A 23,236-nucleotide genomic window follows, 5' to 3' on the forward strand; every position below is an offset into this window, starting at 1 on the left:
CGAGACTGCACGACACCAGAGAGCAACGATCAGTCAGACGCCTTTCAGGACGCCAGGGCTCAGAGAGCTGACGCGGTCCACCTACGACGCAGCGTCAGGAAGCGAAGCAGGCTACCTGCGGCACAGAGCTGTCGATCCGCGAGCGTCACGATCACGCGGTAAACCGGCCGCCTCCGTCTTGCCCAGCGGTCCGGTCATCGGGCCAAGGCCCGCGACCGGCGCGGCGCGGTCCGTGCTGCTGAGCTTTCCGTTGGGTTGTCCGGGGTGCTGTGGGGGTTGTGCAAGGGCCGGTTCCGGCGAGACATCCTGCCGCTTCAGTCCCTCGCTGTCCTGGGTGTTACCGACGGGGAGCCCGACAATGAGGTGCAGCCCGTACACCAGCACGTAGACGATCGCCGCAGTCGGCGAGCAGTGCGAACTGGGTCCGCTCGGGGATCCCTGACACCTCGCCACCATGGCTGAGGCAAGGCAGCAGACGCGCGGATTCGCGGAAGTCCCCGTGACGGATTGAGTAGTTCCACTCATGCCGCAGCACGTGCCGCACCTAGAGCCACGCCATGCTCAGAACGCTGGGGCCCCATCCGGGACGTCCTGGCCGAACGCATGGCACAGCCGAGGTCTACCAGAACCTCGGGCTCAAGCTGACGTACGACCCCGGAAAACAGCTTGTGCGGGTCGAGGCTCGCCTCGACCCGCACAAGCTGGAGATATGGTCAGTGGGTCGTTCACGAGTTCCCTTGACCAGGCACAACAGAGGCAATTGATGTTGAGGTTCCCGCGAGTCGCAAGATCACTCCCCAAGTGAATGCACATGCATTTTATTGATGGGATGCACCTACGCCCGGATCGAACACCGGCAAGCCGTCGTCGGACTGATCAATGAGTACCACCGAGCCAGCTAATCGTCCGGCAAAGCCGCAGCTCACAGGCTGTGAAGCCATTCTGAAGCGGTACGGGTGGAGCGAGCTACTGGCGCACCAGGAGATTACCCACAAGAGTCCAGAGGCTGGTCAAAGTCCCCCCGTCACCACGCCCTGCGGCTCGCCGTTGACCGTTACGGCCGGATCGGCCTCCACCACGCGCACAGACATGTCGATCGGTGCGGGGCGGGCGTTGGCTGATTCAGCTGCCGAGAGGTGTCGGACGTTGGAGGAGCCGTCGGCGAACGGGCGGACGGTGTGGGCCAAGAGGCGGGTCAGTTCACCGTCCAGGCCGTGCTGCAGTGGAGTGCCGTCGGGGCCGAAGGAGTCGATCTCGCGCTCGGCGAGCTGCTTGCCGGTCGCCGCGTGGGTGGCGGTGAAGCGCAGGATGCCGCTCTCGTTGTAGCTGAACTTGATCTCGATCTTGTTCCGGCGGATGTCCTGTTCCCGGGTAGGGAGATGCACCTCGATGGTGGCCAGGGGGAAGGCACGGTCGCTGTCGGCCGGGTAGCCGACCTCACCCTCGATCACCGGCACCCGCACGAAGGAAGCGCGCGGCGTGTCCGGGTAGAAGTTGGCCGAACCCTCCGCGGGCAGCGTGGCGTTGCGTCGGATGATGGCGCGGAAGCCCTTCTGTTCGCCCGCGCTCACGGCTGTGCCCAGGTCGTAGCTGGTCACGAGGGAGAAGTCGCTGTCGTCGCCGAGTTCGCCGTCGAGGGAGGCCGCGTAGATGGCCGCGCCTCGGGCGACGGCAGTCATGGGCCGGCACAGGCCGCTGTCGACGATGCGGTCGTGGCCGAGGAGCTCGCCCAGCGCGTGACGCACCTGAGGGATCTGTGAGGTGCCGCCGATCATCAGGACGGAGTCGATGTCGTCCGGGGCAATGGCCAGGTCTTCCAGGGCCTGCTGGACCGCCTCCAGGGCGCGGGTGATGAGCGGGGTGATCGCCTCGGTGTACTCGGCTGCGGTGATCCTGACCTCACGCTTCGAGACCGAGGGGGCGAGGCCGACCGGGAGGTCGAAGAAGAGCGCGCCGTCCATCGGCACGGAGGACAGGGCGATCTTCGTCAGCTCGACCGACCTGCGCCACCGGCGTCGTTCGGCCTTGGTGAGCCGGTCCGCCGTCAGGCCGATCTTCTGCTGGATCAGCTGGGCCAGCGCGTTGTCGAACTCCAGGCCTCCGAGGGCGGTGATACCGCGGGAGGTCTGCTCCTCGAAGAGTCCGTCGTCGTATTCGAGGACAGTGACGTCGATGGTGCCGCCACCCCAGTCGAAGACGAGGAAGCGACCGGGGATCGGGACGTCGCGAACGTACGAGATCGCAGCCGCGGTCGGCTCGTTGAGCAGGGCCCGGACCTTCACTCCGCCGAGCGCTGCCGCGGCACGGGTTCGGTAGCGGGCGCCGCCCGTCGCCTTGGCGGGGACGGTGACGACCGCGTCGGATAGGTCGAGCAACTGGGCGGCGACACCGTCCTTCATGCGGCTGAAAAGGGCGGCGGCCGCGACCGTGCTGTGAAACTTCTCCGAGCCGACCCAGGCATGGTGCTCCTCGAGCTGTGCTGCGACCTCGAGGCCGTCGATGTCGCCGTCCTTCTCGGCACCGGAGCGGGTGCCCAGCATGCGCTTCACGGCGTCGAGCGGCTCGCTGGTGCCGGTCTTCGCCTCCCAGCCGAAGCAGAGGGTGCGCTGGATGTCGCGGACGGACACCACGGAGGGGAAGAGCTGCTCGAACTCCGACATCCGCCACTGCGCGGGCACGTTGTCGCTGTCGACCGGCAGCACTTCGGTGGTGTGCCCGTTCCAGTGGGCCACCACGGAGTTGCTGGTGCCGAAGTCGATACCGAAAGTCATCGCGTTCCCCTTTGCTTCATCCGGCGGTCCCCGTTTCCTCCAGAACGGGGACGTGCCCCGCCGTTTCGCCGCTCGTTGCCTCTGTGCTGCTGCTTTTCGGGTTCCTGACCCCGGTGGGGCTTCTTCCTCTCCTGCTGTGTGGGAGCCTCCTTCTCCGGCTGCTTCTTATCGGCTTCTGCATGCTTCGCCCTGCGTTTCTGCCCCGGTTTCATTTTGCTGGGCTCGGGCGACGACTTCGGGAACGGTCCCTTGGCGACGGCCCGCAGCCAACCGCGTTCGACGAGCTTCCCGGACTCCTTGTCGACGTAGGCCGGAGCGACGACTTCAAAGGTGACCGGGCCTCTCTTCGTCACACCGGGCTGATCCTCCACGACGTTGAACAGCGACTGATCACCAATGTCGCCGACGATCTGCAGGCCGGCCTTCGCCGCCTCGTGGTCGAGGCGGGTCAGCACTACCTTCAAGGTCTTCGCGTCCAGCGCCTGCCGGTGCAGGACAGCCAGCTGGGCCAAGTGCATCTGGCGTGTGCGGATACTCTCCAGCACACCCTTGCGTACCGCTTCGGTGAACTGGGGAAGCACTCGGCGCATCAGCTCAGCCCGGAGGGCGGAGACCAGTTCGGCCTCGAGCTCCTTGTCGGCCAGAGCTGCGCCCAGTTTCTCCGTCGCCGCCTCCAACTCCTTCTCCACCACGGGCAGGAGCGTCTCGTTGACCGACTTCAGGATCGCGGCGGCGTCCAGGGTCCCCGGGGTGAACTCGGGCAGGGGGCTTTCGGTGAATCGCCAGGGAGCAGCCTCGGCCGCCCTGCGCTCACCACGATTCCGCACGCTTCCGTTGTTCGGCCCACGTCCCCGGTTCTGCTGGGATCCGTCACGAGGGCCAGAACCACTGTCGCCTTTGCCGGCTCCGTTGTTCACGATGTGCTGCTCTCTGGGTCTTCAAGGGCTGCGAGGTCTTCGGCAGCCGGGGAAAGGCGTTCTGTCGCCCTGGTGATTATTTCTCGGGCCGCCTCGGTGCGGGACCACGCGCGGTCGCTGTCCGTGGGCGGCGCGGTGAGCCTCTGCAGAGGTTCGGACGGCAGTTCCAGCCGGTGGCTCGTGCCGGTGGGTTCTTTCCAGCGGTGTGGGGCGAGCGGGACGGCGAACCGGGGTACTTCCTGCTGCTCCCGCTCGGCCTTCTCGATCATGTCCTTGGCGCGGTTGATCCGGATGCGGCCGCTGTCATCGAGCTCCTTCCTCAGGGCCCGCCACGCCTTCTTCCAGTCGTCCGCCCCGTCGGGCACACCGAGCACCAGATAAGGGTTGAGCGGCTGGTCGCGTTCTCCGCGGGGCCGGGCGTCCAGGAAGCTCCGATTCTTCCGCAGCGTGGCCACGGCGCCTTCGCCAAGCTGCTCCCGCACCGGGGGACGGCCTTCGGCGTCCTTCTCCAGGAGTTTGAGGCACTCCGTGATCTCCTGGCCGGCGCGCAGGTAGGCATGGACGTTTTGGGCCTCCCAGCGCACCGGCTGCGAGTGGTGCCGGAGCCTCGCGACCATGCTGAGCGCAGCTCTCCTCCGCTGTTCCGCCGTCTCGTCGTCCCCGTGGAGGAGGGCACGATGCATCTGCCGCACGGCCCTGATCACGGTCCGCACGCCGATCCAGCCGTTGAACCTCTTGTTGCTCGCGCTGCGCACGCTGGGGTGGATCCGCTCCAAAAGGAGCCACAGCCGCTCGTCGGCGACGAGGTCGTCCGGGACCTCTCCGGTCCGCCGCACCTCACGCAGCGCGTCGAGGAGCTTCTGCGTCGGCGGCAGGAGGTCGGTCCACTCCTCGGCGACGGCCTTGGCGTCGTTGGCCTGCAGCCTCACCAGCAGGCGCCAGTCCTGCGGCCAGTCACGGCCGGGTTCCGTTCCCGGGCCGGCTTCCCGGCGCTCCCGTTCCAGGGGCCAGGCCAACAGATCCATCTCCTCGTCGGTGAGGGACGCCGGGTCCAGGCGGGCGCGGAAGTAGGCGGCACGGGAGGTGCCGTCGCCCTCGGGGACCGCGCCGATCCACTCCTCGTCGATGTAGTCGTCGAGAAGCGGCCGGGGAAGCTCCGCCAGGAGCGTCCTCTGCTGAGGGGCCGTCAAATCGGTCTCCACCAGGCGACGGTCGTCCTGGTAGATCTGCCACATGCTGCCCGGATCCCCCAGGAGCGGAAGCGGCTTGTCCTCCAGGAGGGCGCGGGCGCGGTCGTCGAGCTGGCCGTTGCAGACGTCCAGCCCGTGGTCCTGTGCCATGACGAGCAGGGAGAGGCCCTTGACCGGGTCGTCCTGCCGGGACGCCGCATCGGCCGCGGCCCTGGCCAGCTTGTGCGCGGAGAGCGTCCCGGTCGCCGCCTTCAGCGCATCGGGCAGCATGCGTTCGGCGAAGGAGCGGGCGCGTCCCCAGGTCTCCCGGTCGGTGAATCCTTCGGGGATCGGCTGGGGCATGACCGGTTCCGGTTCCGGCTGCTTCTGCGGCGGAACGACCGGAGTGGGGCCGCCGCCGGCTTCCGCGCCCTGCGGAGCTCCCCCGACAGTCCGGCCCTCGGCGCGGGCCTGTCGGAGGGCGAGGCGGCGGGCGATCTCGCGCTGCCGCAGCTCCTCCAGGCGGGCCTGCTCGTCCTGACCCGCTCCCAGTGGGGTACCTGCCGTCATCAGAGCTCCTCCGCGAAAATATGCACCTGCTCGATCACCGCGGCAGGGGTCCTGTCCAGGCTGTAGGAGTCGGCGAAGGCCACCTGGGTGGCGAGACCTGCGGCACGGACCTCGTGCCGCAGGGCCTGGAGCCGTTCGTTCCCACACTCCTCGGAGGCGGACTCCAGCGGATGCTTGACGGCGACCGCGACGGGCTCGCCGGTGAAGTCCGACATGAAGAGCGCCACCGGTCCGGCAGTAGTCTCCTTCAGGCTGACGTTGGGCTCCTCGTCCGCCCACCCCTTCAGCAGGACGGCGTGCTCATCCGGGTCGATCCGCAGTTTCCGGCCGCGCAGGGCGTCGGTCAGGTCGCGGGCGAGCCGCCAGTCGTAGAGCGGGTGGAGGCGCATGTTGGAGTAGTCGCGCAGGCAGGCGTAGCAGGAGCTGCGGCAGTTGTGCGCATGATGGTCGGCCTCCAGGTCGTGTACGTAGCGGTCGACCGCCTGGAGGAACTCGTCGATGTGTTCCTCCGAACCGAGGTAGGTGCTGAAGCCCGCGCCGTTGTCGAGGCTGTCCGCCAGGTAGGCCATGACGGGAGCGGCCACCGGGGCGTCCGAGCCGTGGATGCCGCTGAGGAGTTCCTCCGGCTGCACGTCCAGGTGCGGGGCGGCGGCACGGCGCAGCAGGGCCGCCAGCGAGTACCAGGCGGCGCGCCGGCCGTGGTAGGCCTCGGGGAAGCCGTCGATCTGCTGGGACCTCGAGATGTCGAAGCGGAGGCCCCGGTTCGTGTCGAGGGCGCCCTTGGCTCCGATGAAGAGCATGTCGGTGTGCTGGGTGGCGCCGAGGGCGATCTCCAGGTCGGCTTCCGCCTTGGGGTTGTCCAGAGCGATGTATCCGCGCCATGGGCCGGTGTTCTTGGCGAACCGGAAGAGTTTTCCGGAGTTGGTGTTGACGATGTAACGGTCACCGCTGCCGGTGTGGACGACCATCCAGTCGTCGGCGGCACGGTGGATGCGCGGGGCGGTCTTCTCCAGGTCGGTGGCGGTCCGTGCGCTGGTGGCGTTGGAGCCGAGCTCCCGGTAGCCGTCGTAGTCCCGTGCTTCGTGAGCGGCCCGGAAGCCCGCGGGCTCCCGGAAGGGGACGGCCCTGTAGTACTTGCTCTCCGCGCCGCAGGCGGGGCAGGTACCGGCGCTCCCGGTTTCCGGCTCGACGGCAGCCTGCGGGTCCACGTGGGAGCAGATCCGGCACATGGCGACCAGCTGTTCGGGTCCGAACGGCTCTTCGGCGGCCTGTACTCCGCGACCGCTCGGGACGAGGGAGACCACTCCCCTGGAGCGGAGCAGACGGCCGTCCTGCGGGGTTTCGCTGCCCGGTGCGAACTTGCTGAGGGCAACGGCCAGGTCGCGGTTGACGGAGTCGGCCGGCGGCCAGGGGAAGGTCTTCCGCGGAATGCTCCGGTAGAGGAGGCGGGAGCGGGTCGGGAAGCCGAACATGGGCAGGAGCCCCGCCTCCGCCAGGCGCTGGCTGAGGTCGGAGTGGCCGACCGTCCGGGCTGCCACCTCCTCGACGTGGACGAGGAGTTCGTCGATGGCGGCCACCGGATCGATGGCGGCGATGCTCTCCGGTGTTCCGGCCCGGAAGGCGGCGGCAGCGGTTTCGATGCGGTCCGCGTGCTCGGCGATCCAGCGGCGCACGGCACCACGGTGCGTCGGCCAGTCAGCGGCGAGGCCGAACTGTCCGTGGACGTTGGACGTCATGTCCGGCCCCTTCCTGCGGTCCTGCGGCTGCAGGGGCTCGAAGGCCTGGCGCAGGACCTCTCCCAGCAGGACCCGCCGGAAGACGGAGACCATGCCGAGGACCAGGTAGGGCGGCGGGGTCGGGTCGTTGGTGATGGCTTCCGGGCGGGCGAAGTAGTGCTCGTCGTGACTGCGTCCGCGGCAGACGGTGAGGGCCACGGCGACCGGGCTGTTGCGTCGGCCCGCGCGCCCCACCCGCTGCTGGTAGTTGAAGCGGGTGGGCGGCATGTTGGCCATGATCACGGTGTTGAGGGGGCCGATGTCGACACCGGCCTCCATGGTCGTGGTCACGGAGAGCAGTTCCAGGCCGTCCGCCTGCGGGACGTCGTTGTCGCCGAGGAAGACGTCCTGGAAGAGGCTCTGCCGGCGCTGGGCCTCCAGCCGGTCTGTCTGGCCGGTCAGCTCCGCGGTGCGCAGGGGGAAGTCACCGGTGCGGTGGGCGGCCTTCCACGCGTAGTAGTCGTCTTCGAGGACTCCGTTGTACTGCTGGGGCACGTCGGGCAGCGGGGTCGAGCACTTGGTGCACAGCCCCGTGCCCGGGTGGAGGTGCGGCCGGTGGCAGGAGCGGCATGTCCAGGTCTTGTTCTCGCCGGGGCGGAGCGCCACCTTCTCCGGCTTGATGACGTAGTCGACCACGGCGTCCTTCCAGATGCCGAGCACCCGGTCCTCGATCGTCTGCACATCGGTGCCCTGGCGTTCGGCGACCTGCTTCCAGAAACGCTTCAGGGGCGCGGGCGGCCTCTGCAGGGAGGCACGTATCCGGGTGAAGCGCCGCATCAGGCCGAGGATCCGCAGGCTGGCACGCGCCACGGCCTGATCGCTGTCCGGGCCGGTCTCGAGGGGCGAGCGGTCGTCGCGCAGGCAGAGCCAGCCGAGTCCGAGCGATTCGAAGTCACGGCCGCCGCCGGAGAAGAGGCTGCCGATGGTCTCGAGGCGGAGGCGGGAGCGGAGGCGGTTGAGGAGTTCCTCCTGTGCCTGGGTCTCCACCACCGCTTCCCGGTCCCGCTCCCAGTTGTAGAGCGCGGTCCAGGGCTGTCCGGCCGAGGTCTGCTGGAGCGAGGCCGCGGGACCGGCGGGGTTGGTGCCGTACGTCAGCAGCATGCCTTCGAGGTCGGAGGCGAGGTCGTCCAGGGAGGGTAGTTCGGAGAACTTCCGCTCCAGGTCGGGCAGGAGTTCCGGTTCCGCGTCTAGGTCGTCGGAGAGGATCGCCTTCAGGCGCCCCCAGTCCGCCGGGTCGCGGTCCCGCAGCCGCTCCATCGCAGCACGGGCACCGGCACGGTCGACGGCTTCCCCGCCGTAGTGGGCCTTGACCAGCTGGAGGTCTCGGAACGGATCTCCCTGCTTCTCGACGGCTTGGGCGCTGAGCAGGCGGAGAAGGTCCTGGTGGTGGCGGAGGGCGAGACCGCTGGCGAGTTCGGAGGCGTCGTCGCGGCTGTCGGAGAAGGCGATCGCCTTGCGTCGGCCGTCGGGAAGGTGGCCGAGGGCTTCGGTCACCAGCACCTGGTTGATCTTGTAGAAACCGGTGCGCATCCGCCGGACCGGCGCGCTGCGCAGCCGGTCAGGAGATTCCAGCGGTATGAAACGGCCGTCCCTGTCGTACTTGATCTCCCAGTCGTCGCCGCAGGCAGGGCAGCGGGTGGGGAAGGCCTGAAGCCGGGCCGGGTCATGGGCCGGCTTCTTGCCCTCCTTGTCCAGGGGCACGGAGATGTGGAACGACCATCCGGTGTGCTGGACGTCCCGGTTCTCCAAGCGGCCGGTGGCGGGCTGGTAGGCGCTGCGGCGGAACTCGAACTCGACTTGCGGCCCGCCGTCGGACAGGCCCGCGTGCCAGCCGGGGTCGTCGAGGCCGAGGCCCTTTGTACGCGGCCAGTACACGACGTAATTGGCCGCGGTGGGTGCCCCGCTGGCCTCGTCGGGAAGCAAATCCATGTCCGGGAAGTCGGTGTGGAGGGCACCGGTGAACTTGCGCCGCCGGGTGTCCTTGGGGCTGGCATAACCGCCAAGCATCAGGTCGCCGCAGGCCTGGCAGGAGAGAAGCTCCAGTACACGGGCACCGCAATTGCAGCGGGAGGTGGGCTCGGCGAAGAGTCGGCCGACCCGGCGTTCGGGGCCGTGCTCCACGGGGATGTGGGGGCAGCTCGGGTCGGAGCAGGCCCAGATGCCCTCGATGTTCCGGAAGAAGAAGTGGGCGCGGAGCTGGGGAAGTTCGGGGTCCTGGGCTGAGCCGAGTACGCGCAGGACGCCGTGGAGGGCGTCCTGGCGCTGTTCCTCGGGGACATCCGGGAAGAGGTTCTGCGCCAGTTCGGGGGCGGGCAGGGCACGGGGCTTCCCGCCGGGAGTGAGTGCGCGCTGGAGCGCCGGGCCGAGGCCGGTCTCCAGGGCCAGGGCGACGGCTTCGTCCTGGGTGACGGGGGCTTTCGCGGCCTGCGCGAGGCGTTCGGTGTGTGGGGCCAGGTCGCCCTCGCCGCGGATCTCCTTCGCCTTCCCGGGGATGACGACGCGCCGGGAGCCGGGCAGGGCGAAGAACCCGTCGAGGAACTCGTCGTCCCGGCCGGCCTCCAGGGAGGCGGAGGCGGCGAGTACGCGCAGCTTCTCGGGGCTCTTGTCGAGGCCGAGGCGGTGGCGGAGGTTGCGCAGCAGGTAGGCCACCTCGGTGCCGGCCGTGCCGCGGTACATGTGGAGCTCGTCGAGGATCAGAGTGAGGCGGGCGTCCGGGGTCTCGTCCAGCCACTTCCTGGTGGCGCTGAAGATGTGCTCCTCCTGCTTGCGGAGCAGCATGATGTTCAGCATCGAGTAGTTGGTGACCATGATGTCCGGCGGCGCGGCCTGCATATCCCAGCGAGCGTGCATCTCCGCTCCGCCGAGGCGCGGGACGAAGGGCCGCAGTTCCTCACCGAGCTTCTCGTCGGCCTTGCGCTGCCGCTCCTGGACCTCCCGCAGGTACTGCCGGAGACGGAAGTTCGCCGGCTCGGAGTCGCGGCTGCCGGAGACGGGGGTGGCTCCGGTGTAACGGCCGAAGTAGAAACGGTGTCCGTTGCGCTTCCGGTCCAGCCATGCATGGGCCTCCCGGCTGTCCAGCGACTTCCGGAGCCGGACAAGCTGGTCGTCGGCGAGGGCGTTGGTGGGATAAAGGACCAGCACGCGCAGGGCGGCGGGGTGCCCGTGCTCGCCCTGTCGGCTGGGCACGTGGTCGCCGTCCTGCTGCCACCATTCGCGCTGCACCGCACGGGTTCCCTGCCAGTGGGCGGACTCTGCGACCAGGTCGGCGAGGACCGGCAGCAGAAAGGACTCCGTCTTGCCGGAACCGGTGCCCGCCGTGACCACGAAGTCCTTGCCCGCGCAGGCGGCGACCAGGGCGTCGTGCTGATGCCGGTAGAGGCTGGTCACGCCGTCGGGGAGGGTGAAGCGGGCGAACTCGGCCGCGTCGGGGTGAGCCCCCGCTTCGGCGAAGGACTCCGCGATGCCGACGCCCCGGGAGGCGTACTGCGCGCGCAGCTCGATCAGCGGGTCGCGCCAGGCCCCGTTGTCCCGGTCCAGGAGGTTGCGCCGTTCCTCCATGACGGAACGGTCATCGACGCTGAACGGGGTGTCGTAGTAGCGGAAGAGCGCGCTGCGCAGGTCGTCGAAAGTGCCCATGACGTCCTGGACATCGGTGCTCGTCACCGCCGCTGTCTGCTGTTCCACGCTCACTTGACCCTCCCGCCGGTGGCCGCCACCAGTCGCGGCATGGTCTCCAGGTCCTGCCGCAGCGAGGCCGCGATCGCCTCGGCAAGCGCCCTCGGCACGTTGTCGTACGCGCGGGTCTGCGCCTGCTTGCCCGCCGAGGGCGGGAAGCCGCTGCACAGGACGACCGCGCGCTCGTGCAGGGCGGGCAGGGGCGCGTACCGGTCGACGAACAGCCGGCCGACCCCGGCCCGGCCCTCGCCGGACTCCGGCCGCCAGCGCATCGCGCCGGTGCGGTGGCGGGCGAGCTCCAGGTAGACGCCCGTCTCGCGTTCCACCGCGTGGAAGACGCCGTTGCGGCGGACGCGGGTCAGGCGTGCGTAGTCGGCTCCGCGCCACCGGTACAGGCCCTCCTCGTCGTCCCTTGTCACAGGGACGAACCGTTGGAGGCGCAACTCGTACTTCTCCAGCGTGCCGGCGGTGCTCCCACCGGGCGGTGCGGACTCGGGGCCCGGCGCCGCCTGCGGAAGCAGCTCCGCCAACTGCAGTGCGGCGCAGGGCACGTAGCGGACCCCGAGGAACTTCGCGGCGTCCTGCAGGGTCCGCGGGTCCTCGTACTGGAACAGGAGAGTGTCGGGCAGCGGAGCCTCACCGGCCTCCGGCCCGTGAGGGACGGTGATCAGCTCCATCCACTCCTGTGCCGCCTCCTCGACGCGCGTGCTGATCCGCGCGGTGCGCGCGCCGGTCAGCACGGCGAGACCGTCGGCGTGGGGCAGCCGGGTCAGCACCGGCGGCGCCACCGACCAGCGGTCGGCGCGCGGGTCCACGTCGATGAAGCCGAGGGCGGCGGCCTTGCGCATCCAGTCCCAGTCGGCGTACTCCGTGAGTTCCAGGCCCCATGCCTTGGCCTGGCCGCGGACACCGTCGCGCAGTGCGGACGCCTTGCCGCTGCGGCTTTCGCTCAGCCAGCGCAGGAGGATCCCGCCGAACTCGGTGCTGCTCATCGGTTCCGTCATCGGTCCAGCTCCTTCGCTGCCTGCACATACGCGGCCCACGAGGGCTCGGCGGACGCCTGCTGGGCGTTGAGGACGGCGCGGGCCCAGGCCCGCGGGTCACCGGCGCTCTTTGGCTTCGGCGTTCCGGGGTTCACCGGGCGGCCCTTCCAGCGTCCGCTGCGGCGCTCCAGGAGCCAGCCGCCGATGCCGTGGAAGCTGGCTTCGAAGCGGAGCGGAGCTGGGGTGTCGGGGAGGCGTTCGGTCCACCAGTCCGGTCGCTCCGGAATGTCCAACGTCCACAGCCGTCCGTCGGCGGCCGCGAACAGCACCTCGTCCGCGTCCCGGCGGCACAGCTCCATGACGGTCGCCGCGTCCTGGGGGGTGGCGCCCGTGCAGTCGGCGCCGGTGATGCCGGTCGGCAGGGTCTGCTGGTCGAGGAGAGAGGGCGACGGGGAGGCCTTCCCGTCCACGACGGTGAAGCCGCAGACCCTGGTCGCCTTCGGCTCGACGACGGCCTGGTCCGCGGTGGCGAAGCCGATCTCCACGCCCGCGTAACTCACCGTGTGACGACCAGGCTCCAGCCGGAGAACGGCCAGGGGGACGGGGCGGCCCGCGGCGATCGCCTTCCTGAGCTCGGGCCGCTCCTTTCCGTCGACGAGCAGGGTGCCCGTGCCCTCCGTGGCGTCCGGGAGGACCACCTGGGGCTCGCCTCCCCGCAGGTACAGCTGGGAATCGAGCGAGGGCGCAAGCTTCAGGCCGCCTTCGAGGCGGAGCTTGAACTGGGCCGGGGGCTGCAGCAGGCCGACCGCGCCCGATACCTCCTTCAGCGCCCGGCGCAGGGTGACCGCGTCGTCGAAGGTGACGGGCTTGTGCAGGGACCAGTCCTGCGGCACCCAGGCCAGCTTGCCGGTGTCGGCGCTCCTGCCCGTGGTCGCGGCCTTGTCCAGCAGCCGCTGCACGTCCCGCTGCGCGGTCGGGGCGGCGAGCACGACGTGTGCCTCTCCCGGGCGGAATCCATCGGTGCCTGCCCAGACGCCGAGCACGTCGTCCCGTGCGAGCACCAGGACGGAGCAGGAGGGGCGGCTGAGCACCAGGTCGTCCCCGACGCGGCGGATGCCCCTGGTGAGAGTGTCCGCGCTCGGCGCGGGCAGCCCCGTCACCTCGTAGTAGGCGGTGTCACCGAGCTGCTCGAGGACGACGCCGCCGTTGAGCTCGATGCGCGTATCCTGCTCCGCGGACCGCAGGCGCGCCACCCAGCTGAGACGCCCCGCGTCCAGCCGTACCAGGAGTTCGGCCCGGGTGACACCGGTGGGCACCAGCTCGTCCGAACCGTCCCAGGAAGCGGCGTAGTTGCCGAGCAGCCTGGCGAGGAAGGGGCGGAACTCCTCCTCCCGCAGGGCATTGCGGAAGCCCTTGGAGAAGTGCTGCTCCATACCTCTGATCTCGATCTGGGCCAGCAGCGTCTCCCCCGGCAGGGGCCAGGTCGTGCCGTATTCCCGCAACGACCGGAAGAACTTCGGCAGGAAGGACCGGTCCGCGCCGCTGAGGAGGGCCTGGGACTGGGCAAACCCGATCATGCTGCGGTTGGAGGGCAGGTCGACGGGGGCGGGAAGGGTGCACAGGCCCCGCGCGCCCTCCTGGCTGTGCTGCCAGGAGGCCAGCACCTGCCACATGCGGGATATGGGCTCGTAGTGGTGGCTGCCCAGTCGCTTCTCGTCGCCGGTCAGCAGCTCGGAGAAACGGGCGTGGTAGGCGGTGGCCCGGTGGTTCCGGTCGTTCACCATCCGGGACGCGGCCATCACCGAGCAGGCCAGCAGCGGCAGGAAGGCGGGCACGCCGTCCTTGTCCTGCTGCCGCCTGCGCCAGCGGTAGTCCTCCAGTGCGCTGTACGGCTCCGTGGCCCCCAACCGCAGGAACCTGCCCACGCATTGGGCGAGGGGCTCCTCGAGGCCGTACCCGTGTCTGAACTCCTGCTCCACGTCGTCGTCGACGTAGAAGAGCGTCGGATGGCCCGCGTGCTGCCGTCCGAAGAACTCTTCGGCCAGCGCTTCCTGCCACCCCTGATAAGAATGATCCACTCTGTCCCCACAAGAGATGCCCCGATGCCGAATTTCGTCAAATCCCCGGCATGGAACGGTCTTCCGCTTCACCCTAGACCCGCCACTGACAACGGGTCACTACCGAACGCCCTCGCGGACGCAGCCCCCTACTGCCACGGCACGCACCACACAGAGGCGCCCCACCCCTCACCGCTTCCACACGCGAAGCGTCCATTGCAGCGCTCGCACAATCACCCGAAATGCACGGCCAGAGCCTGACTAAGAGTGATGCGCTTGCGGCGATGGCAGCATCCACCGCGATCGCCCGGCCACATCGATCGGTGCACCTTCAACCAAAGGCTACCTGCGCAGGTAACGTGAGGGAAACGTGAAGATCATCAATCAACCTGATGCCCTCTACGCAGCCTCCGACGCGGTGGTCCCCGTCTTCATGCGCGGCTCCCTGCCGAAGAACGCGCGGTACTTCTCGACCGTCCCGATCTCCTTGAGGATCTTCCTTATCCATGCCTGGGTGTAGACGTACTGGTCGAAGGCTTCGTTGTACGAGCAGTACCTGGCCACGGTGCCATAAGGGTTGTCGGAGCCCTTGACCGGACGGATTCCCAGCCGCTTCCACATCTCCGCGTGTTCTCTGGATGCGCTGAACCGGAAGGGAAGTTGCTCCTCGACGCGGGCGGCGACCTGCGTCGGGCGCATCCTGTTCAGGTCCGCCACCTCGACATGGCGGTCCCTGGTGATAACGGCTCCCTTGCGCCCTGCCTCGACCATGATCCGACGCTCGTCCTCGGTCAGGTCGTCGAGCTTGACGAAGTTGACCGCCAGGTCAGCGTCCGTCTTGGAGCCTGTGATGGGAACCAGCCGTACGCGGTAGTCGTACCTGGGATCGTCGAGGACGGACAGATCGATACCCGCCTCGTACCTGGCCACCAGGTCACGGGTCTTCCTGGGCAGCCCCTTGGCGGCCTTCCGCATCTCCTCATATCCGTCTGCGGTCAACACCTGGACGGAGAGCGGGAAGCGGAGCCGGTCGGCAAGTCTGTAGCCGGCACCGAAGTGGGCGGTCATCTCCTGCTCGTAGTTGATCACGTAGGCCTGCGCCCTGCCGCCCGTGACGATCCTCAGGTTGTGCTCGTAGCGGTGTTCCACCTTGTTGCGCAGGGCGACGAAGAGCTCAGCGTTGAGGCGCACCGTGTCGCCGCTGTTGGGAAAGCGCTCCTTCAGGCACTTCTCGAGGTCCCAGGCCTTCGGTTCGCCGTCGATCATCTGGTGGCGGCCGGTCTTGGAGTCCAGATAGTGGTAGTCGATCTCGGCCTTGTGGAATTCCGCGTGGAGCAGGTAGTGCCAGGCCTTGTGCATGTGGGTGAGGAAGTCGCTGTAGTCGCCGCTGGAGCAGTTCCATTCGTCGAGCGCCTTGAGGGCATGACGCTGGGCCTCCATGAGGATGTGGTGCCACCGGGGATGGGCCATGAAGATGTTCGCTCGCTTTTCGTCCGGGTACGGGGAGATCGGTTCTCAGGGGGAATGGCTGTCCGCAGACGGCGTGATGTGGGCTGCCTCGCGTCTCCTGCGCCTGCCTGTGTCGATGTGAACGTACGAAGACGAAGGAGGCCGTGAGGCTCGGCAACTGCCGCATCGGGCCATGGCCTCAGACAGCAACCAAGAGGGGGCCTGCCCCGGAGCCGAGCGAGCGCAGGAGCCGCGCCTCCTCCTTCCGTGCGGCGGAAGGAGGGACGCGGCCAGTGGCACGGCGGAGGGCGAGGCGGGCGAAAGCGTCGGCGGTTTCGTTGAGGTCGTGTCCGATGTGGCCTTTCAGCCAGCGGACCTGGACGCGGTGGCGGTGGCGCACCAGGCGGTCCATCAGGTGCCGGCTCTCCGGGAAGAGGAGGGTGCGGTGGGCGGCTGCCGGGTCGGCGGAGCGCAGGGCCGTGTTGACCGCCTCGACCGCCTCGACGCTGTCGCACAGGATGACTACGGGTGCGTCCTCGTGGTGCTCGAGGAGGCTGAGGGCGGCCGCGCAGATACCGGTGACTTCGGCCTCGCCACTGCTCGAGGCCAGGGAGTCGCCGTATCCGGTGGTCCCGTCTTCGGCAGCCCAGCCGTAGCCGCACAGTGCGGACTCGTCACCGACGGCGGCGTCGGCGACGGCCACGACGGCGGTACCGGGAAGGTCGGCGAGCAAGGCGTAGCGGTCCCCATCGGCCGGAACCGTTGCCGTCGGAAGTTCGCCGTCCCCGTCCTCACCCGCGTCGGCGGGATGGGCGTCGGCGAGGACGGCGGCGAGAGTGCGGTGACAGTGCGGGCAGTTGTCGGCCTGTTCGGGGCAGTGCGCCTGGTGCGTCACGGTCAGCTCACGCACGCTGTGCCACAACTCGGGCTCGGCGTCGGCGAAGCGCGCCAGAGCCGCGGCGCGACACTGCGCGATGAGCTCCGCGAAAGGCCTCGTGGTCACGCAGGCCCGCATCCGGCCGTGGAGGTCCGTGACCCGGAGCAGCGCTTCGCGTGAGCGGGCAGCGAGAACCGCGGCGTCCTGGTAGGCGTCGTCCAGAGCGTCAAGTCGGGTGCGTCGTACGGAGAGAGAGCAGGCGAGTACGTCCCGTTCGGCCTGGCCGATCGCGTAGCGGCCCCATGCCAGCGCGACACGGGCATGGCGATTCCACCGTTCGACCACCGCGTCGTGCGGAAGGTACGGGTTCTCGTCCTCCCGGGCATCGCGCAGGAGCGCCTGAACGAAGGCGTCATCGTGGCAGTCCCGCAGCTCGCGCACCGGTGCCGGCAGTTCGTCGCCTGCCGTTTTCCGGACCCAGGCCCACTGGGCGAGGTCGCTCTCCGGCGCCTGCGGTGTGCCGTCCGGCAGTCCCCTGTCGCGGAGTTCCTGCCGCAGGGCCTCGGCGAAGGCCGCCGGGGATGCCATGCGCGCCACCCTCAGTTCCAGCATATCCACCGGCCGGGAGCGGCCGGGGAGGCGGCGGGCACGCTGCTCCTTGCACACGGCCTCCGCCTGCGACCGGGCCCGTCGCACCTTGCGCGCGTGTGCTCGCAGCCGTCGCAGCCGCTCGGGGGGCTGAGCCGAGAGTTCCGCGCGCCGGACGGCCCCACGAGCGAGGACATCGGCGTGGGCGAGAGCGACGGTGATGGGACCGACGAGTGAAGCGTGTTCCAAGGCCGCGGCGATCTCCGGAGCGCAGATCCCGTTCATGCGGGCGAGGACGGCCTCCTGCAGGGCGGTGAAGTCGTCGGCGAAGCGAGGGATCAGCTCTGTGTGCTCGGTGATCGTCACGATGGCCTTCCAGGGCGCGGGCGGTGGTGAGCGGGGCCGCACATGGTGTGCGAGCAGGGCGTGGGTGCGGGAGCCGTGGGTCGTGCCCCACGGATGGGGCGCGACCGGAGAGGCGTCAGCCGAAAAGGTCCCAGCGTCAAGGAATCAGCACCGCAGACCTGTTCAACTCCACAGCCCCCGGATCTTCCGGCCCGACTCGCCGTGCGGGTCGAGGAGCGCGCCCGCGACGCGGCCGGCGGAGTCCTTCACGCCGCCACTGAAGTTGAGCCGGCCTGAGGAGCCGACGCTGGCGCAGACGCCGTCCCAGTAGGCGGGTTCGCGCTCCCAGCGGACGTCGGCGAGCAGGTGCTCGACCGTCTCGTAGCTCATGGCATCACCGGGGCCGCACCACGGGGTCGCGCGGTGCAGCATGACGCCGAGGCCTGCCATCACGGCCGGGGCCGTGATCGCGCTGCGCCGGGCGAAGTGCGGGAAGCGGCCCCCGATCAGCCGGGACACCAGACGGACGACGACCGTCTCCACCTCGTCGGCGTCGGTGTTGGACGGCAGGTTGCCCTCGTGGACGTTGGCCGCCGAGTACTCCACACCCTTGCCGCCGAAGACGGTGGTGACGATCAGCGCCCGCAGCGCGGACAGCGTCACGACCTCCTTGTCGGTCTTGGCGAGCTGCCGCTTGCCGGCGTTGACCAGCTTGCCGAACGGCATCCGCCGACCGTCCGACTCAACCTCGAGTTTTTCGCCGACGACGTAGGCGAGGCGGGTGGCGAAGTCGCGCTGGTCCATGGACATGGCCAGGTTCTTGGCGACGTTGACGCCCTTGACGTTGCGGTCGTAGAAGATCTGCCGCGCGTCCGCCGGGGAGATTCCCAGGTAGAGCTCGAACGGGATGCGGACCCGCCGGCTGAGCTCGGCGTAGGTGAGGCCGAGGGCCTCCGGGTCCTGGTAGATGTCGTGCCAGGCGGTCGTCTGGGTCTCGCCGTCGATGGCGATCACGATGGCGTCCGGGGCGACGGTCAGCGTCCGCAGGCCCGAGTCGGTGACCAGCTCGTCGCTCATCGCGGCGATCTCGCCCGCGTGCCAGAGCGTGATCGGTGGCATGGACCAGGCAGAGCCGTGCTTGCCGAGGATGCCGGCGGCGATGTACTCGGCGTAGGCCGGGATGTTCTTGCCCTTCTGGGACTTCAGTGTCCGCTGCACGGTCGCGCGCAGCTCGGCGTGCCGCCGGTCGTGCCCCGACGCGGCCTTGAGGGCACGCGGGTCCTCCTCCTGACGCGGGGACGGCACGAGACGCACCAGCGTCGCGAGGGACATGGTGCCGATGACCGCGTCCTCGCGGAACGGCATGACGGTGAGCGGGATTCCTTCCGGGCTGCCGCTCGGCATGGTCAGGCGCATGAGTTTCCCCCTGTGTGGTGGTCGATCGGGCTCGCTGGCCCTGAGGCGCCGCAGGTCCCCCGGCATCCGGCCGGGAGCGGTTGGCGCAGGACAGGGCGCTGGGCGCTCAAGGACATGGCTATGGCAAGGGAAGTCACGCTTCGCGCCGGGGAGTACCGCTCACCGGCGGAAGCGATTACATGAAAGCATGACAGTGAAAGCACTGTCCAACAGCTTGCAGAAGTTGACTCGTGCTGTACGGTGTAACCACGCCGACCATCGGAGCCAGGACCACATCCATGCCGCAGCCCCCCGCACCATCCGCCCAGGTGACAGCCGCCGAGATCTCCCGCATCGCGGGCGTCACGCGCGCCACCGTCAGCAACTGGCGACGCCGGCACGACGACTTCCCGGCGCCGTCCGGGGGCACGGACAGCAGCCCCCTGTACGACCTGGAGTCGGTGCGCGCCTGGCTCGCCTCACGCGGCCACGTCTCGGCGGCGAACCCCTCGGAGGAGCTGCGGACGACCCTCCGCCTGCGCGCGCAGAGCGGCGGCGGAACGTCGGACCTCCTTCTCCTCGTCCTGGCGGCGGCGGGCCGCTCACCGGAGGAGCTGACGGCCGCCGCACAGCTGCCGGACCCGGACCTCGTCACCCACGCCCAGCGCGACGTGGCCACCGCGGCCGACGCCGTACCGAGCGCGGGCGCCGTCCACTTCAAGGCGGACGACGCGGCGGTGCTGCGTGCGCTGTACGCCTGTGTACGCGACGACGGCGGCCAGGCCGCACTCGGCGTGCTCGCCGAGCGGGAGCTGGAGGACAGCGCCGCGTCCGGCGCGTACCGGACCCCGGAACCGCTTGCGGACCTGCTGGCCGCCCTGATCCCCGGATCGACGGCCCGCGTCCTCGACCCGGCCTGCGGCAGCGGCACCCTCCTGGAGGCTGCCGCCCGGCGGGGAGCTCGTGAGCTGTACGGCCAGGACAACCTGCCCGTGCAGGCCCTGCGCAGCGCCGTGAGCCTGATGCTGACGGCTCCGGAAGCCAAGGTCACCGTGCACGCCGCCGACAGTCTCCGCGCGGACGCCTTCCCCGATCTACTCGCCGACGCGGTGCTGTGCAATCCGCCCTACGGCGTGCGCGACTGGGGCCACGACGAGTTGGCGTACGACCCACGCTGGGCGTACGGCGTCCCGGCGCGCGCCGAGTCGGAGCTGGCGTGGGTGCAGCACGCGCTCGCCCACCTCACCCCGGGCGGTCACGCCGCCCTGCTCCTGCCGCCCGCCACGGCCGGCCGCGCGTCGGGGCGCCGGGTACGGGCGGAGCTGGTACGCAGCGGGGCCCTGCGCGCGGTGATCGCACTGCCGGCCGGCGCGTCGGTGCCGCTGCACGTCGGGCTCCAGGTGTGGGTGCTGCAACGGCCCGAACCGGGCGGCCCGGAGCACAAGTCGGTGCTGTTCGTGGACACGGCGGCGGACACGGCGACGGTTACGGCGACGGCAGCCGGGCGCGGTGGGACGGCGGTGACCGCGTGGACGCGGGGCGGGAGCCGGTCCGCCTCCCTGGACTGGAAGGGGATCACCGCGCACGCCCTGGGCGCGTGGCGGGCGTTCGCGGAGAACCCGGACGCCTTCGAGGGCGAACCGGGTCTCGCGCACGCGGTCGGGGTGGTGGACCTGCTGGACGACCTGGTGGACCTGACCCCGGCGCGACTGGTCCGGGCGTCACGGACGGAGATCGACCCGGCGAAACTGTCGGCCGCGGTCGATGCCACGCGCCAGGACCTCGTGAAGGCCGCGAAGTCCCTTGCGCGGGCAGCCGGTCGCGAGAACTGGAGCGCCGCGGGCGCCGGTGCGCGCGAGTGGCGGACGGCGACGGCCTCCGACCTCTCGCGGGGTGGAGCACTCACCCTGCTCCGCCCGGTGCCGGACAGCGTGCGCACGCGGGCACAGGCCGCGAGCGGTGAGAGCGGGAGACCGGAGACACGGGCGGTCCTCACCGGCACGGACATCGCGACCGGGTCGGGTCCCACGGGAGAGCCGATGGGGCTGTACGACGACACGTCACCCGTGATCGCCGTCGGGGACGTCCTCGTACGAGCGGTCGCGAGCACGGACGGCCCCATGGCCCGGGTCGCGGGCGAGAAGGACGTCGGCGCACTGCCCGGCCCGCAGGTCCACCTCTTCCGCCCGGACCCTGCACGCCTGGACGCCTGGTTCCTCGCCGGGTTCCTGGGCGCGGAGGAGAACATCGCGGGCGCGTCGACGGGCAGCACGGTCCTTACGGTCAGCCCGGGCCGGCTGCGCGTACCGCTACTGCCGCTGGAGGAGCAGCGGCGCTATGGGGAGGCGTTCCGGCACGTGCACGCGCTCCGGACGGAGGCGCGGCGGGCAACCCTGCTGGCGGAGGAGACGGCGCGACTGCTGGCGGGCGGGCTCACGGGCGGGCAGTTGCTGCCGTCGCCGGGAGACGGCTGAGGTACGCGGCCGGAGGTCGCGGCCGGGTGGCGATTCGCCCCATTCGGCACGCAGGCCTCCACACATGGACCACACTTGTCAGACCGCTCCGGCCAGCTACTCAACGCGGCTCGGCTCGGGCGGTGGGGTCGGGACATTTCGGAAGGAATCCGGGGATCCAGTTGAACAGCAGTAAGCACACGGAGTTGGCGAACCACGCGTGGTCCGTCGCCGACCTCCTGCGGGGGGACTACAAGCAGTCCGACTACGGCAAGGTCATCCTGCCGTTCACGGTGCTGCGGCGACTGGAGTGCGTGCTCGAGCCGACCCGCGAGAAGGTCGCGGAGATCGCGGAGCAGCACAAGGAGAGTGGCATCGACCCGGACCGCTTCCTGCGGCGGGCCTCGGGCCACTCCTTCTACAACAGGTCCGGCCTGACCCTGAAGAAGATCGCCGGAGACCCGAAGAACGCGGCGCAGAACCTTTTGGTGTACGTGGGGGCGTTCTCCGACAACGCGCGAGGCGTGCTGGACCGGTTCGAGTTCGCGCAGCAGATCAAGCGGCTGGACGACGCCGATTTGCTCTACAAGGTCATCGGCAAGTTCACGGACCTGGACCTGCGTCCGGAGGTCGTGCCCAACCACAACATGGGTTACATCTTCGAGGAGCTGATCCGCCGCTTCGCGGAACAGTCGAACGAGACGGCCGGTGAGCACTTCACGCCCCGCGAGGTCATCCAGCTGATGGTGCGGCTGCTGGTCGCTCCGGACGGGGACGCGTTGCAGCTCCCGGGCGCGGTGCGCACGGTCCTCGACCCGGCCTGCGGCACGGGCGGCATGCTCTCGGCGATGGACGACCTGATCACGGAGCTGAACCCGGACGCCACGGTCGAGGTATACGGGCAGGAGCTCAACCCCGAGTCGTGGGCGATCTGCCGGTCCGACCTGATGATCAAGGGGCAGGACCCGGAGAACATCGCCTTCGGTAACTCGTTCTCCGATGACGGGCACGCACGGAAGTCCTTCGACTACATGCTGGCGAACCCGCCGTTCGGCGTGGAGTGGAAGAAGGTCCAAGACGAGGTCGAGCACGAGCACAAGGCGCTGGGCGAGGCCGGCCGGTTCGGGGCGGGACTGCCGCGGATCAACGACGGGTCGCTGCTGTTCCTCCAGCACATGATCTCGAAGATGAAGCCGGTGGATGTGAACGGCGGTGGCGGTTCCCGGCTCGCGATCGTCTTCAACGGTTCGCCGTTGTTCACGGGTGCGGCGGGGTCGGGTGAGTCGGAGATCCGGCGCTGGATCCTGGAGAACGACTGGCTGGAGGGCATCGTCGCGCTGCCGGACCAGTTGTTCTACAACACCGGTATCTCTACGTACTTCTGGATCCTGACGAACAGGAAGAGCCCGGATCAGAAGGGCAAGGTCGTACTGCTGGACGCGCGCGACCAGTGGCAGAAGATGCGGAAGTCGCTGGGCGACAAGCGCAAGGCTCTGGGCAAGGAGCACATCACCGAGCTCGTCAAGTTGTACGGGGAGGCGCTGACCGTGGCGGGGGATGCGGAGCATCCGTTGCACGGGAAGGTCAAGGTCTTCGCGAACGAGGACTTCGGGTACCAGCGGATCACGGTGGAACGTCCGCTGAAGCTGCGGTTCGAGGTGACGGAGGAGACGCTGACGGCGCTGGAGGCGTCCAAGGCGATCCAGAAGCTGCCGCAGGCTCCGGTACTGACGGATGCCTTCAAGTCCTTGATGGGCACGAGCTGGGACAAGAAGCAGGAGGCTTGGCTCGCCCTGAAGGACGCAGTGGTGCAGGCCGGCGGGACGTGGCCGACGGGGGCGCCGTTCAACAAGGCGCTGCGGGATGTGGTCGGGGTGCGGGACCCGGAGGGCGAGGTGCAGTTCGTCAAGGGGCAGCCTGAGCCGGATGCGGAGCTTCGGGACTACGAGAACGTGCCGTTGGGTGAGGATGTCGAAGAATACCTGAAGCGGGAAGTTTGTCCGCACATGCCAGACACATGGATCGACCACAGCAAGACAAAAATCGGGTACGAGATTCCCGTCACACGACACTTCTACATCTATCAACCACCACGCCCCTTGGATGATATCGACCTGGAGTTGAAGAGTGTGGAGACCGAGATTCAGAGGCTGCTGGGGGAGGTGACAAAGTGACTACAATTCCATGGCTGGGGCAGGTTCGATACCCGACT

At 69.3% G+C, this 23,236-nt stretch carries 11 protein-coding genes; 2 read left to right on the forward strand and 9 right to left on the reverse strand.

Going from position 1 to position 23,236, the window contains the following annotated elements; translation table 11 throughout:
- Positions 1-1,010 precede the first annotated feature (1,010 nt).
- The 9 genes from ACI2LP_RS00710 to ACI2LP_RS00750 form a co-directional block, all read right to left on the reverse strand.
- Positions 1,011-2,771, reverse strand: coding sequence for an Hsp70 family protein (locus tag ACI2LP_RS00710; RefSeq protein WP_404722361.1), 1,761 nt, complete (start codon positions 2,769-2,771; stop codon positions 1,011-1,013).
- The gene (locus tag ACI2LP_RS00715; protein ID WP_404722362.1) at positions 2,768-3,688 is read right to left on the reverse strand and encodes a hypothetical protein; all 921 of its coding nucleotides are present in this window, start codon (positions 3,686-3,688) and stop codon (positions 2,768-2,770) included. Before ACI2LP_RS00715 ends, ACI2LP_RS00710 begins: the two co-directional genes overlap by 4 nt.
- Positions 3,685-5,427, reverse strand: a complete 1,743-nt coding sequence (locus ACI2LP_RS00720; protein ID WP_404722363.1) for a hypothetical protein — start codon at positions 5,425-5,427, stop codon at positions 3,685-3,687. Before ACI2LP_RS00720 ends, ACI2LP_RS00715 begins: the two co-directional genes overlap by 4 nt.
- On the reverse strand, positions 5,427-10,892 hold the full coding sequence (locus ACI2LP_RS00725) for a DEAD/DEAH box helicase (protein ID WP_404722364.1): 5,466 nt from the start codon (positions 10,890-10,892) through the stop codon (positions 5,427-5,429). Before ACI2LP_RS00725 ends, ACI2LP_RS00720 begins: the two co-directional genes overlap by 1 nt.
- Positions 10,889-11,881, reverse strand: coding sequence for a hypothetical protein (locus tag ACI2LP_RS00730; RefSeq protein ID WP_404722365.1), 993 nt, complete (start codon positions 11,879-11,881; stop codon positions 10,889-10,891). The genes ACI2LP_RS00725 and ACI2LP_RS00730 overlap by 4 nt, the downstream gene beginning before the upstream one ends.
- The gene (locus ACI2LP_RS00735; protein ID WP_404722366.1) at positions 11,878-13,938 is read right to left on the reverse strand and encodes a hypothetical protein; all 2,061 of its coding nucleotides are present in this window, start codon (positions 13,936-13,938) and stop codon (positions 11,878-11,880) included. The genes ACI2LP_RS00730 and ACI2LP_RS00735 overlap by 4 nt, the downstream gene beginning before the upstream one ends.
- A 378-nt stretch (positions 13,939-14,316) precedes the next feature.
- On the reverse strand, positions 14,317-15,387 hold the full coding sequence (locus ACI2LP_RS00740) for a DUF3644 domain-containing protein (RefSeq protein ID WP_404722367.1): 1,071 nt from the start codon (positions 15,385-15,387) through the stop codon (positions 14,317-14,319).
- A gap of 178 nt (positions 15,388-15,565) precedes the next feature.
- Positions 15,566-17,197, reverse strand: a complete 1,632-nt coding sequence (locus ACI2LP_RS00745; protein WP_404722368.1) for an RNase H family protein — start codon at positions 17,195-17,197, stop codon at positions 15,566-15,568.
- 162 nt (positions 17,198-17,359) lie between these two features.
- The gene (locus tag ACI2LP_RS00750; RefSeq protein ID WP_404722369.1) at positions 17,360-18,592 is read right to left on the reverse strand and encodes a DNA sulfur modification protein DndB; all 1,233 of its coding nucleotides are present in this window, start codon (positions 18,590-18,592) and stop codon (positions 17,360-17,362) included.
- A gap of 278 nt (positions 18,593-18,870) precedes the next feature.
- Between ACI2LP_RS00750 and ACI2LP_RS00755 the strand changes: the two genes are divergently transcribed.
- Positions 18,871-21,045, forward strand: a complete 2,175-nt coding sequence (locus ACI2LP_RS00755) for an N-6 DNA methylase (RefSeq protein ID WP_404722370.1) — start codon at positions 18,871-18,873, stop codon at positions 21,043-21,045.
- Between the two features lie 161 nt (positions 21,046-21,206).
- The gene (locus tag ACI2LP_RS00760; protein WP_404722371.1) at positions 21,207-23,198 is read left to right on the forward strand and encodes an N-6 DNA methylase; all 1,992 of its coding nucleotides are present in this window, start codon (positions 21,207-21,209) and stop codon (positions 23,196-23,198) included.
- Positions 23,199-23,236: the final 38 nt, after the last annotated feature.

Source organism: Streptomyces sp. NPDC019890 (assembly GCF_044903445.1).
Taxonomy (GTDB): domain Bacteria; phylum Actinomycetota; class Actinomycetes; order Streptomycetales; family Streptomycetaceae; genus Streptomyces.

Excerpts from the sequence above, each read along its gene's own strand:
- ACI2LP_RS00710 (WP_404722361.1), bottom strand. The coding sequence starts at position 2,771 with ATGACTTTCGGTATCGACTTCGGCACCAGCAACTCCGTGGTGGCCCAC.
- ACI2LP_RS00720 (WP_404722363.1), bottom strand. The coding sequence starts at position 5,427 with ATGACGGCAGGTACCCCACTGGGAGCGGGTCAGGACGAGCAGGCCCGC.
- ACI2LP_RS00755 (WP_404722370.1), top strand. The coding sequence starts at position 18,871 with ATGCCGCAGCCCCCCGCACCATCCGCCCAGGTGACAGCCGCCGAGATC.
- ACI2LP_RS00750 (WP_404722369.1), bottom strand. The coding sequence starts at position 18,592 with ATGCGCCTGACCATGCCGAGCGGCAGCCCGGAAGGAATCCCGCTCACC.
- ACI2LP_RS00730 (WP_404722365.1), bottom strand. The coding sequence starts at position 11,881 with ATGACGGAACCGATGAGCAGCACCGAGTTCGGCGGGATCCTCCTGCGC.
- ACI2LP_RS00740 (WP_404722367.1), bottom strand. The coding sequence starts at position 15,387 with ATGGCCCATCCCCGGTGGCACCACATCCTCATGGAGGCCCAGCGTCAT.